The following is a 13,038-nucleotide window of genomic DNA, read 5'->3' as shown; positions in this document are numbered from 1 at the left end:
GTTATACTCTAGCCACATTCTACTCCCTAAACCCCTTTCGGGGGGCACAAAAGGCTATTTGAGATGGATAAAAAATCGAACCTGATCTGGGTCGACCTGGAAATGACCGGCCTGAATCCGGATACCGACCGCATTATCGAGATCGCTACCGTCGTGACCGATAAAGACCTGAATGTCATCGCCGAAGGCCCGAACCTGGTGGTTCACCAGAGCGATGAAGCGCTCGATGCGATGGACGAGTGGTGCACGACACACCACGGCGAATCCGGCCTGACTCAGCGAGTGAAAGACAGCACGCTGTCCGATGCGATGGCCGAAGCGGAAACCCTGGCGTTTCTGAAAGAGTGGGTGGAGCCGGGAGCGTCGCCACTGTGCGGTAACTCAATCTGGCAGGACCGGCGGTTTCTGGTGCGTTACATGCCGCACCTCGATGCGTTTTGCCACTACCGAAATATCGATGTTTCCACGCTGAAAGAACTGGCCCGCCGCTGGCGCCCCGAGGTGTTGGATGGTTTTCAGAAGAAAGGTAGCCACCGGGCGCTGGATGATATTCTGGAATCCATCGGTGAATTGAAGCACTACCGTGAGCATTTCATTCGGTTGGACTGACCGGTTCAAACAGCGCCTGTTGTTTATGCCTGGTCCGGGCCCATGTCTGTTCATCAGGGCTAGTTATGGGCAGGGGGTGGATACAAGGCGTTATGAATAAAGTCACCATCATTGGAAATGGCGGTGCCGGGAAGTCGACCCTGGCTCTGGCGCTTGGCAGGCGCACTGGCCTGCCCGTCCATCATCTGGACCAGGTGATCTGGCAGCCCGATTGGCAGGCTGTTTCTGAAGAGGCTTTTCAGCAAGCTCACGATGATTTGGTGGCCAGGGAGTCCTGGATCATCGAGGGGGTTGGCTATGACTCAACCATAGCCGACCGGTTTGCACGCTCCGATGCCATCGTTTACCTCGATTTTCCAATCGCCGTGCATTATTGGTGGGCCATCAAACGCGGTGTGAAATCGGTGTTTGTGAGGCCAGCCGGGTGGGCAGAGGGTTGTCAGCCGCTGGCAAAACTGATCCCCATGCTCAGGATTATTTGGCATATCCACCGTACGACGCGCCCTTATTTACGCTCGTTACTGGCCAGGCAGAAGCCCGGCGTTTCGGTACATCATTTGCGTAGCCCCCGCGAATTGAAGCAGTTCTATCAGTTTTATTGTCAGGGGCGTTCCGAGTAAGCCTTGTTAATTTTTAACACCTCCGGCGTTGCCAGTACCCCGCCTCTCACCCTGCCTTCTTCAATGTTCTTAACGATTTTTATGCTGATTGCGTTTCTCCGGTCGCCTGGCCTGTGATGTTCAGCAACAAGTCGATTGAAATCATCCTGGCATGGCTCTGACCCAATCCGCTTACCTTAGTAAGGGTCTAGATTGGTATTATTTTTAGAACGAAACGTTTCTGCTGGGTGATGGTTGGCTTAAATTCCGATTTTATCGGCCTAAAGTGTGAATTGGCTAACAAAATTCAGTGGTTTGTTTTTCGAACCACCCCAATTGGTGTCTATATTTTGATCATCCAGTCTCTAAAGGTATTAGATTGGTTATATTGATTGAGCGAGCTGAGATCACTTGGCCAAACGAACAATAACAAAAGGAAGGTTCATATTATGAAGCATCAACGAGTCTTATTGGGTTTTGCCACAACCCTGTTGAGTACCGGCCTGATGGCTGCACCTGCACAACCCAACCTGGGTTGGTTACCCGCCAGCGTTGACGATGGCAGCAATACCAACATCGTCTGGAATCTCTGGTGGGGTGAAAACGGTTCTTCCTGGACCCTGTCGGATAACGGTAATCCAATTTGCCAAAGCAGTCTTACCCGCAATGACCCGAACCCGCAGAACGCCAGCTGTACGGTCGATCTGGCCGCTGGCAGTCACGAGCTAGTGGTGGAGTTGTGCAATGACAGTGGGTGCATTGCCAGTGGTGCAACCACGGTTACCGTCGCCGGCAGCGGCGATGACGATGATGACTCCGGCAGCTGGGACCCGGCCGACCTCGACATGACTGGCTGGCCGCACCCGCTGGAGCAAAACAACCAGCCCTATGACACCGGCGAAAGTGGCAAACAGGTGGGCGCTTATTTCGTCGAATGGGGCATTTACGGTCGCGATTATCAGCCAGCGGATATACCGGCTGAAAACATCACGCATCTTTATTACGGCTTTATTCCGATTTGCGGGCCGAACCAGTCGCTGGCCGACGCCAATCCGAGTGGTTACAGCGCGCTGCAGAGCCAGTGCAGTGGCAAGCAGGATTACGAAGTGGTGGTGCACGACAAGTTTGCCGCACTGGAAAAATCCTATCCGAATGACCGCTGGGACCAGCCGGTCCGCGGTACCTTTGCTCAGTTGTACCGTCTGAAACAGGCGCACCCCGATATTACCATCCTGCCCTCCGTTGGCGGCTGGACGCTGTCGGATCCGCTTTATGATATTGGAACAGACCCGGCCGCACGCGCCATCTTTATTGAGTCGATGATCGGCTTCATTCGCCAGTATGACTTCTTCGATGGCATCGACATCGACTGGGAATTTCCCGGTGGTGGTGGCGCCAACCCCGCTCTTGGCAGCGCTGCCGACGGCCAGGGTTTCGTGACCCTGATGCAGGAATTGCGCGTCGCACTGGATGAGCTGGAGGCCGAAACGGGCCGTCAATATCAGCTGACCGCAGCCATGAGCGGTGGTGTTGAGAAATTACAGGCCATCGGCGACGGCTGGGCAGATGCCGCCCAGGTGATGGATCACATCAACCTGATGACCTACGACTACTACGGCGCCTGGAATAACGTGCTGGGCCACCAGACCGGCCTGTACCCGGCACCCGATGCCGCCATGCAAGGCTTCAGCGCCCACGAAGCCGTGCAGTACATGCTCAGTGAAAATGTGCCGCCGCAGAAGCTGAGCCTGGGGGTTGCCATGTACGGTCGTGGCTGGAAAGGCGTCAGCGGTGGCCAGCCCGATTACCCCTTCACAGGCACCGGTGGCGGAGCCATTGAAGGCAGCTGGGAAGCGGGCATTCAGGATTACAAGGAGATTGAAGCCGAGGTGATGGGCGGCCCATCTGGTTCCGGTATCAACGGCTATCAGGTCTTCTGGGATGACATTGCCCAGGGCAGTTACGCCTGGAACTATGCCGACGGAAAACTGCTGACTTTCGATACCCAGCGCTCCGTTGAAGCCAAGGGCAACTACGTCCTGCAAAACAACCTGGGTGGTCTCTTTGCCTGGGAAATTGATGCGGACAACGGCCACATTCTGAATTCCATGAATTCAGGGCTGGGGCATCCGCGCCAGTAACACCCTGTGCTTCTTCATGAGCCCTCTTCAGCAGGAAGAGGGCTCCCTGCCTTTTTCACGACAGAATAAGAATGGATCAATCATGAAAACTCATATTGCTCTGAGCGCGTTGCTGGGCGGCCTGGTGCTGGCTGGCTCGGCAGCGGCCTACGATTGCAGCGGCCTGCCCGACTGGGACGCCGGCACAGCCTTCAATGGCGGAGACCAGGTGCACTACGATGACATCGCCTATGAAGCCAACTGGTGGACGCAAAACCAGAACCCGGCCGACCACAGCGATCAGTACCAGGAGTGGACGGCGCTGGGCAGCTGTGAAACCACCGATCAGAATCAGCCACCCAGCGTCAGCCTGACGAGCCCTTCTGCGGGTGACAATATTCAGCCTGGCGATACCGTCAGTTTCATCGCAGAGGCGAGCGACAGTGACGGTGTTGTCACCGGCGTGGAGTTTTTTGTCGACGGGACCCCTATCGGTATTGATAACAGTGACCCTTATCGGTTCGACTGGATAGCCGAAGCGGGCAACGTTAGTGTTTTTGCCCGTGCTACCGACGATGCTGGCGCCACAACCGACAGCACAGCGATCAGGCTCAGCATCGGTGAAGACCCGATAGCCCGTGGTTGCCGGCCTGAAGGGCTGTACCAGACGGCGGGCGTCGAAGTGCCTTATTGCACGGTCTATGATGACAACGGCCGCGAAGCGCTGGGCGACACTCACCAGCGTCGGATAATCGGTTACTTCACCTCCTGGCGCACGGGCAAGAACGGTCAGCCAGCCTATCTTGCCAATGATATTCCCTGGCAGAAGCTTACCCACATCAATTACGCCTTCGCACACATCAACGATCAGAACGAACTGTCGGTTGGCGACACCAGCGACCCGAGCAACCCGGCCACCGGCCTGACCTGGCCCGAAGTGTCCGGCGCGGAGATGGACCCGAGCCTGGACTACCAGGGTCACTTCAACCTGTTGAACCAATACAAGGCGCAGTACCCGCACGTTAAAACGCTGATATCGGTCGGCGGCTGGGCCGAAACCGGTGGGTATTTCGACAGCACCGGTCAACGCGTCGACAACGGCGGTTTCTACACCATGACCACCAATGCCGACGGCAGTGTCAACTACGCAGGCATTGAAACCTTCGCCAACTCAGCGGTCGATTTTATCCGTACCTATGGTTTCGACGGTGTCGACATCGACTACGAATACCCAACCTCCATGACTGGTGCCGGCAATCCGCTGGATTTTGATTACGCCGACAGTCTGCGTGGTGATTTGTGGCGCTCCTATCGGGTGCTGATGAAAACACTGCGGGAAAAACTGGACCAGGCCAGCGCCGTAGACGGCCAGCATTACCTGCTGACCATTGCCGCCCCCAGCTCAGGCTATCTGCTGCGCGGCATGGAAGACTTCGATGTCACGCCGTACCTGGATTACGTCAACATCATGACCTACGACCTGCATGGCGCCTGGAATGAATACGTCGGCCATAACGCTGCACTGTACGACACCGGTGAAGACGCAGAGCTCGCCGCAGCCAACGTGTATGGGACCTCGCAGTATGGCGGCATAGGCTACCTCAACACCGACTGGGCGGTGGCGTATTTCCGGGGTGCCATGAGTGCCGGGCGCATTAATATTGGCGTTCCCTATTACACCCGTGGTTTTCAGAACGTTCAGGGTGGAACCAATGGATTGTGGGGCACGGCCGAACTGCCTGACCAGACCGGCTGCCCGACCGGCACGGGCGTCAACAGCCCCTGTGGTTACGGTGCGACCGGCATCGACAACCTCTGGCACGACAAAGACGAACAAGGCAACGAGCTGGGGGCGGGCTCCAACCCCATGTGGCACGCCAAGAACCTGGAGGCGGGCATCGTTGGTCGTTACGTCAGCGATTACGGGTTTGATCCGCAAATGTCTCTGAGCGGTACCTATGAGCGTCATTACGATAGCCTGGCCGAAGCTCCCTGGTTATGGAATCCCCAGACTCGGGTTTTCCTCAGTACCGAAGATGACCAGTCAATGAATGCCAAGGTGCAGTACGTCATTGATCAGGGCGTTGGCGGTATCATGTTCTGGGAGCTGGCGGGCGACTACGGCTGGCACCCGCAGCGGGGCGATAATGGCGAGTACTACATGGGTACGACCCTGACAGACATCGCCTACAACGCCTTCGCCGGTGCCGGAGGCTACGACACCGAACTGGCTGGCAACCTGGCACCCCCGAGCGAGGTCATTAACGTTACCGTTGAGATCAGTGGCTTTAAAGTGGGCGATAACAACTACCCGATCAACCCGACGCTGACGCTGACCAACCAAACGGATGTCGAGATCCCGGGCGGCACCGACGTCAGCTTCAACATGCCGACCTCCACATCCAGCACCATCTCAGACCAGAGTGGCGCCGGTCTGACGGTGCTTGAAGATGGCAGTAACGCAGCCGGCAATAACATCGGCGGGTTGGACGCAACCTTCCACCGCGTCGGCTTCAGCTTGCCGGCCTGGCAAGCGTTGGCCCCGGGTGAATCCGTCGACATTACGCTGAACTACTACCTGCCGGTAGCCGGGCCTTCAGGGTACCGCTTGCATCTGGGCGGCAACACTTACGGCCTGGTGCAAGAACACCCGGAACTGCCGGTTGTTACCCCCGTTTCGGATTAGCGGGCCAAGCTTGCTACGCCTCTGGCCAGACAGGGATGGTCATCCCTGTCTGGCCCTTCCGGATTCAATGAAATTCGTTGATACTGATTTCGTTTGTTGACGTGCTCATTGCACTGGTGATGAGGGATATTTTAATTGAAGGCAGGGAAAAATACGGCTTATGCAAGGTCTCGAGTATCGGCAGCTAGACCCTGACGCTCAGGCAGATGTCGCCGAGGTGGCACGCCTGCATTGTGCCGCACCATTGGAGTGGGACTCCGCTCACCATTACTCTGAGCAGATGCTGCAAAAGGTCGCCAGCCGACTGAACGGCAGCGATGGCAGCATCAACTTTGTCGGATTGATGTGCAACGAAGCCGACGACATCGTCGCCTTTCACTGGGTTCAGGCCAAACCCAAAGAGGATAAGCCGCACGCTCAGTTAGTCGGGCTATGGGTTCACCCTGAACACCGCAAACAGAGTGTAGCGTCCGGGCTTAAAAAGCGGGGCGAGGACTGGTGCCTGGCTCGGGGCATCACCGAGCTCAGAACCAATGTATTCACCGCCAATCAAACCATGGTTGAGCTCAATCTGCGACTGGGTTACGAGGTTGTGATGGTTGGTATGGTTAAAACGCTGGGCGAGACAGCGGATGCCCCGACCTGACACTACCTTCGCCACTCTGGCTAGTGAAAACCCTCAAATACGACTAGAATCGCCGTCCATCGATTAACCAACCCGGTATTATCCCATGGGCAGAGCCTACCAGAACCGCAAAGAATCCATGGCCAAGACGTCGGACATGAAAGCCAAAGTCTACAGCCGTTACAGCCGTGAGATTTACATGTGTGCCAAATCCGGTGGCACCGAGCCGACCGGTAACCTGGCGCTCGCGTCCCTGCTGGAGCGCGCCAAGAAAGACCAGGTGCCAGCACACGTGATCGATAAAGCCATTACCAAGGCCGCCGGCGGCGGCGGTGAAGACTTCGCGGTGGCCCGTTACGAGGGTTTTGGGCCGGGCAACACCATGATCATTGTCGATTGCCTGACCGATAACCCGAACCGGACCTATGGCGATGTACGCACCTGTTTCAACAAAGTAAAAGCCAAACTCGGTGCTTCGGGCGCCGTCAGCCATTTGTTCGACCACGATGCGATTTTCAGTTTCTCCGGACCGGACGAGGATGCCGTACTGGAAGCCCTGGCCGAGGCGGATGTCGATGTCTCTGACATTGAAGCCGAAGACGGCGTGATCACGGTATTCGCCCCCCACACCGAATACGCCAAAACCCGCGATGCGCTTAAGAGTGCGTTCGACGGCATCGAATTCGAGGTCGATGAGGTTCAGTTTGTGCCGCAAATGACCACAGCGATTGAAGGGGCCGACATCGAGCAATTCGAAAAAATGCTGGATATGCTTAACTTTCTGGACGATGTGCAGCACCTGTTTCACAACGCAGAATATTGACAGACCCCTCGATTTCCGGGAGTGTCCTGTCACTCTCTCTTACCAACAGGACACTCACACCACCATGACCTCTGTAATTATCGGCCCTTTCAGTTTGCCCATTGGCTACATCATGCTGATGCTGGCGTTTGGCATCGCGATTCTGGTCGGTAGCCTGGTGGGTCGGCGCACCCGCAGTTCGGTGATCTCGAAGTTGGGCGATATTTTCCTGGTCACGGTCGTTGTGGCGCGCCTGGGCTTTATCATCCGTTATTTCGAATTCTACCGGGACGACTGGCTGGGCATGGTCGACATTCGTGACGGCGGCTTTGACCCCTGGTTTGGTCTGGCGGGTACGGTGCTGATGGCCCTGTTCTGGTATTGGCGCCATGCCGATGTGCGTAAGCCTCTAGCCATTGCCGTCAGCGCCGGCGTGGTCGCCTGGCTCGGCATCTGGGGTGGCGTGCAGATGGTGGGTTACCCCAATGTGGATGTGCCGGAGCTTGAACTGGTGGACTTGCAAGGAGAGCCGCATAACCTGGCAGTCGTGGGTGCCGGCGGCCCGAGAGTGGTTAACCTCTGGGCCACCTGGTGCGGCCCCTGTGTCCGGGAAATGCCGGTGCTGGAAGCCGCGCAGCAAGAGTACCCGGACATCACCTTTATCTTCGTCAACCAGGCCGAGAGCCCGGCCCGGGGGCTGGAATTCCTGAGCGAGCAGGGCCTGAACCTGCGCCACAGCTATTACGACCTGCGCGCCGAGCTACCGGCCATCATTCAAAGCAGAGGCCTGCCAACCACCTTGTTTTACGATGCCGACGGCACCCTGCAAGACACCCACGCCGGTGAGCTTTCCCGTGCGACCCTGGCCCAGGGTTTGAGTAAGATTCTGCCAGATAATTAACTCAAGTTTCGGAGTTCGCTAGCTAAGGGTGAGCACCGGGTGCCAGGTAGGGCTATCGAGGGTGGTCCGCAGCAAGGATGCTGCGGTCCAGGCCCCATGGATGGGTTGAGTGGGCGGCATCCCGCCCGACCCTCTATAGCCCTACTTGGTGGCCGGTGCGGACGACTGGCAGCAAAGCCTACCGCGAACTCCGAAACTTGAGTTAATTATGTTCCCGCCTGAGTCCGAAACCCTTTTGGTGTTACACCAGTGAGTCGTTTAAAGAATCTGGAAAAATACGCCGGATCAGAAAAGCCAAGCTCATCGGCAATCTGGTTGATGGTCAGAGCGCTGTAGACCAGCCTCCGTTTGGCTTCCAGAATCTGGCGTTCGTGAATCAGCGCCAGGGCCGGCTTGTTGACCGCCTGGCGGCAGATCGCGTTTAAATGGTTGGCGGTGATGCCGATGTCGTTTGCATAGTCGGCCACGCCCCGGGGCTCCCTGAAATTCGCTTCGATCAGGTCGGTGAAACGTCCGAAATGATCCTGGGTTGCCGGGGTGTCGTGTGTGTCTCGGGGTCGGGCCTGACGCAGTAGCCAGACGAACAGGCTGCTGAGCAGGGATTCCAGCAACACCTGCCGGCCCAGGCCATCGCGCTGGTATTCCTGATTGATGATTTCGAACAAGCGCTCAATGTCGCTGCGCCGTTGCGAAACCGAAATGCGGTGGCGCACGAACTCGCTGAAAAAGGCGTTCAGCTCGGGTAGCGATTGCGCCAGCTTGTGCACCAGCGGGTGTGCCAGGGTCAGTACATAGCCCGCGGCCTTGGGCCCGAACGCAAAGCCGTGAATCGACATCTCGGGCACGATTACCAGGCTGCCAGCTTCCAGGTGGTATTGCTGGGCGTCCTGTTGCAGCACCGCATCACCCGCATTCAGATACAACAGTTGGTACAGGCCCCGGTGCCGATGCGGTTTGATCACCCAGTCGTGCAGCCGGCTGCGGTCCGCAATGGCCTCGCAATGCAGCAGATCCGGTGTCAGCCAGGCGGTTTGTTCGCCATAGAGCTTGAAGACGGGAATGGGCTTCGGTTCGGCCATGAGCGGTGGCTTCCGGTAAATTGACGGTTAATTGTGCTGCTATCCATCAAAAGTACAAGAAAAACCCGGTTTTGTTCCTTCTTTTGCCCCCTGTATCGACTAAAAATACCAGCACAAGAAAAGGCAGCCACTAAGGCAACCGGGCTGCAGTGCCCGCATGCCTGCTATGCATCTCATCGACAGGAGTACAGAACATGAAGACCCAAGTCGCGATTATTGGCGCTGGCCCCTCGGGCCTGTTGCTCGGCCAGTTGCTGCACCGCAAGGGCATCGACAACGTGATCATCGAGCAGCGCAGTGAAGAATATGTTCTGGGCCGCATTCGTGCCGGTGTTCTGGAGCAGGGCATGGTCGATTTGCTGCGCGAAGCCGGCGTTGATGAGCGGATGGATCGTGAAGGCCAGGTGCATGAGGGCTTTCACCTGTCGTTCGACAACCGACTGGCCCGGGTTGATCTGAAACAATACTCCGGTGGCAAAACCGTGATGGTGTACGGCCAGACCGAAGTCACCAAAGACCTGATGGACGCGCGCAAAGCAGCGGGTGCCCAGTCTGTATACGAAGCCGAAGACGTTGCTCTTCATGGCATCGATACCGATACCCCCACGGTCACTTTCGTCAAAAACGGTGAGAAAGTCACCCTCGAATGTGACTACATAGCCGGGTGCGATGGCTACCATGGCATCTCCCGCAAAACCGCTCCGAAAGATGTGCTGAAAACGCACGAGCGTATTTATCCGTTCGGTTGGCTGGGTGTGTTGTCCGATACACCGCCGGTCGATGAAGAACTGATTTACGCCAACCACGAACGTGGTTTCGCCCTATGTTCCATGCGCTCCAGCACCCGCAGCCGTTATTACATCCAGGTAGAGTTGGATGAGAAGGTGGAAGACTGGTCTGACGAGCGGTTCTGGGAAGAGTTGAAACGTCGCCTGCCCGAAGATGTAGCTGCCCGTTTGGTTACCGGCCCATCCATCGAAAAAAGCATCGCACCACTGCGCAGTTTTGTGGCCGAGCCGATGAAATTCGGTCGCATGTTCCTGGTCGGCGATGCGGCGCACATTGTGCCTCCCACAGGCGCCAAAGGGCTGAACCTCGCCGCCAGCGATGTGTATACCCTGTACCATGCCATGATTGCCGCCTATCACGATGGCAAGCCAGAATTGCTCGACAAATACTCCGACATCGCCTTGCGCCGCATCTGGAAAGCCGAGCGTTTTTCCTGGTGGATGACGTCGATGATGCACAAGTTTGATGAGAACACGTTCAATCAGAAAATGCAGTTGGCTGAGCTGGATTACTTTACCGGGTCGGAAGCAGGGCTGACGGTGATTGCGGAGAATTACGTAGGTTTGCCGTACGAAAAAGTAGAGTGAACTAGCGATAAATAGTTAAACCCAGGATGACCAGCGAAAGGTGTCGGGTGCTCTTTGGGTGGGCGTGGGTCCGCATGGATGCGGACCGCCGAGCTTACACGGACGTACTTGCAGCGTCCCTCCCAAAGAGCACCCGGCGCCTGTCGCGGCCCACAGCCGCCAAATCCAATTCAACGGGCAGTAAAGGCAACCTCCCAGTCACCTTTACTCTTTGTCCACCATCTCTTCCCCGCAAAACCGACAAAATTCCGCATCGGCTTCGTGGCCGGTTTTTCCGCAGCCCGGGCAACTGCGATTGTCGCGTTGAATGCGCAGTTGCGAGGCTAGTTCTGCTGTGTAGATGCCTGTGGGTACGGCGATGATGGCGTAGCCGGTAATCATAACGGCAGTAGATAGAAATTGGCCGATCGGCGTGACTGGGGTTATGTCGCCATAGCCGACGGTGGTGAGGGTTACAATCGCCCAGTAGATGCTTTTGGGAATGGATGTAAACCCGGCTTCCGGCCCTTCGATCAGGTACATGAACGCACCGAACACAACGACCATGGTGACGACACTGTAGAGAAACACCAGGATCTTGCGTTTCCCTGCCCGTAAGGCTTGCATCAGCATTTCAGCTTCGCTGACGTAATGAATCAGTTTGAGCACCCTGAACACTCGCAGTATTCGCAGAATGCGAATCACCAGCAAGGTATTGGCGCCTGGTATCAGCAAGCTCAGATAGGTTGGAATGATCGACAGCAAATCGACTATGCCGTAGAAGCTGGTCGCGTATTTCATCGGGTGGCGCACGCTGACCAGTCGCAGCCCGTACTCGATCGTGAACAACAGCGTGAAAACCCACTCGATGCCGATGAGCAGGGGTCGGTAGTGGACTACCACAGCACTCACGGTTTCGAGCATCACTGCCACAACGCTGATTATAATCGCCAGAATCAGCACCACATCGAACAGCTTGCCGGCCTTCGATTCGGCGCCAAAAATAATGTCATTCAGCGCCAGCCGCCAGTTTGCCAGTGGCTCCGGTGGTGCTTCTTCGGGTAACCGGTCCCGGGGCTCCGTGGCACGTGGAATATGGAACCGGTCGGTACGTGGGTTGGGCATTAAAACGCTTCACCCACGCTGATCGCAAACCCAAAGCTTTCCATGTCGACCAGACCAAAATCGGCGCGAATGTTAAAGCGGGAATCGGCGATGGTGGAATAACGAATGCCGCCGCCGATGCTGGTGTGGAAACGGTCCGCGCCGAACTCGCTTAATTCACTGGCCACCTGGGCGGTATCGAGAAAACCGGTCACCGCCCAGCGCTGGGTGAGTGTCATCCGGTATTCCGATTGCAGACCGAGCAAGTGGTGATCGACCCAGAGGTTGCCATCGGCACCGCGCAGGGTGCGGGCACCGGCCGGGCGAGGTAGGCGGCTGAAGGGGGTGGTCTCGCAACCAAAATCGTAGTTGGCACCGAGTGCGATGACGTCATCGCCCAGGGCAATGTAGTGGCCGACATCGGTTTCTATGGTGCCGAAATTATCGTCGCTGCCAAGGAATTCGAAATACTGGCGGCCGGTGAAGCTCGCCTGTGAGCCTGCCGTCGGCCAGTCTCTGTCGTTACGGGTATCCCAGCGCGCCGTCAGCCCGAGGCCACTGTAAAAGCCGCCTTCAAATCCGCGCTGGTCGCTGCTCAGTAGCGGGTCGCTGGCATCGTCTTCTATTGATTCATTGTCGGCGAACACAAGGCCCCCGACTCGCAGGGTGGGTGTCACCCGATAGGCTGCGCCGAACTCGGTTTCAATGGTCGTGAGGTCATAGATCTCCTCGTCATCGTCGAAACCGGTATCGTTACCTTGCTCGTAATAGGGCGTTGGCCAGTATTTGCCGCCCAGGGTGCCATAAAGGTTCCAGTCACCACCGGATACATAAAAATCGGGCCAGATATAAGCCTGGAACTGGCCTTTGGCGGTGCCTTGCAGCAACAGTTCCAGACGGTCCTGAGGCTGGTTCAGGCTGATTTGTTCAAACTGGCGCATCACATAAGCGCCGTATTGAAAGCCGGTTTCGGGGCTTGAGCCAATGGCAGGCAGCAGCACCCAGTTAGCGGGTTTCAGATTTTCAGCTTGAACCGAGCCAATAGCAGCAGTGAGGGTAAGCAGGGATAACGTTTTTATTTTCATGGCGCACTCGAGTCTGGATAGCCGGAGACAGCCAACACTATAACCAGCCAGATCAGCGGCGAAAAGGTGAAAG

11 protein-coding genes are annotated in these 13,038 nt (G+C 56.7%); 8 read left to right on the top strand and 3 right to left on the bottom strand.

The features are described from left to right. The first annotated feature begins 63 nt into the window (after positions 1-63). The 7 genes from orn to ABJT94_RS05660 all read left to right on the top strand — a co-directional run bounded on the left by orn (position 64) and on the right by ABJT94_RS05660 (position 8,342). Positions 64-609: an oligoribonuclease gene (gene orn / locus ABJT94_RS05690; protein WP_348477081.1), complete on the top strand. Its 546-nt coding sequence runs from the start codon at positions 64-66 to the stop codon at positions 607-609. A 92-nt stretch (positions 610-701) separates the two neighbouring features. After that, positions 702-1,229: a hypothetical protein gene (locus tag ABJT94_RS05685; RefSeq protein WP_348477082.1), complete on the top strand. Its 528-nt coding sequence runs from the start codon at positions 702-704 to the stop codon at positions 1,227-1,229. 428 nt (positions 1,230-1,657) lie between these two features. Continuing rightward, positions 1,658-3,349, top strand: coding sequence for a glycosyl hydrolase family 18 protein (locus ABJT94_RS05680; RefSeq protein WP_348477083.1), 1,692 nt, complete (start codon positions 1,658-1,660; stop codon positions 3,347-3,349). Positions 3,350-3,431: 82 nt separating this feature from the next. Beyond that, the gene (locus ABJT94_RS05675) at positions 3,432-6,014 is read left to right on the top strand and encodes a glycosyl hydrolase family 18 protein (protein ID WP_348477084.1); all 2,583 of its coding nucleotides are present in this window, start codon (positions 3,432-3,434) and stop codon (positions 6,012-6,014) included. A 160-nt stretch (positions 6,015-6,174) separates the two neighbouring features. Continuing rightward, a complete protein-coding gene (locus tag ABJT94_RS05670) occupies positions 6,175-6,660 on the top strand; it encodes a GNAT family N-acetyltransferase (RefSeq protein WP_348477085.1) in 486 nt (161 codons plus the stop codon). Between the two features lie 85 nt (positions 6,661-6,745). Then, complete coding sequence (locus tag ABJT94_RS05665; RefSeq protein WP_348477086.1) at positions 6,746-7,462, top strand: YebC/PmpR family DNA-binding transcriptional regulator; 717 nt, start codon at positions 6,746-6,748, stop codon at positions 7,460-7,462. Positions 7,463-7,526: 64 nt separating this feature from the next. Next, positions 7,527-8,342 (top strand): TlpA disulfide reductase family protein, encoded by an 816-nt coding sequence (locus ABJT94_RS05660; protein WP_348477087.1) that lies wholly within the window; start codon positions 7,527-7,529, stop codon positions 8,340-8,342. A 206-nt stretch (positions 8,343-8,548) separates the two neighbouring features. On the opposite strand, the gene ABJT94_RS05655 is transcribed toward ABJT94_RS05660, so the two are convergent. Beyond that, positions 8,549-9,421, bottom strand: coding sequence for a helix-turn-helix domain-containing protein (locus ABJT94_RS05655; RefSeq protein ID WP_348477088.1), 873 nt, complete (start codon positions 9,419-9,421; stop codon positions 8,549-8,551). A gap of 194 nt (positions 9,422-9,615) precedes the next feature. Here ABJT94_RS05655 and pobA point away from each other — a divergent pair, with 194 nt between their 5' ends. Beyond that, a complete protein-coding gene (gene pobA / locus ABJT94_RS05650; protein ID WP_348477089.1) occupies positions 9,616-10,797 on the top strand; it encodes a 4-hydroxybenzoate 3-monooxygenase in 1,182 nt (393 codons plus the stop codon). Between the two features lie 204 nt (positions 10,798-11,001). On the opposite strand, the gene ABJT94_RS05645 is transcribed toward pobA, so the two are convergent. Then, positions 11,002-11,901, bottom strand: coding sequence for an ion transporter (locus ABJT94_RS05645; RefSeq protein WP_348477091.1), 900 nt, complete (start codon positions 11,899-11,901; stop codon positions 11,002-11,004). Further along, positions 11,901-12,965 (bottom strand): BamA/TamA family outer membrane protein, encoded by a 1,065-nt coding sequence (locus tag ABJT94_RS05640; protein ID WP_348477092.1) that lies wholly within the window; start codon positions 12,963-12,965, stop codon positions 11,901-11,903. The genes ABJT94_RS05645 and ABJT94_RS05640 overlap by 1 nt, the downstream gene beginning before the upstream one ends. Positions 12,966-13,038 lie beyond the last annotated feature (73 nt).

The sequence above is a fragment of the Saccharospirillum sp. genome, assembly GCF_039982735.1.
Taxonomy (GTDB): domain Bacteria; phylum Pseudomonadota; class Gammaproteobacteria; order Pseudomonadales; family Natronospirillaceae; genus Saccharospirillum.
The sequence above is the reverse complement of the archived record's forward strand: the minus strand, read 5'-3'. Positions and strand labels throughout refer to the sequence as shown.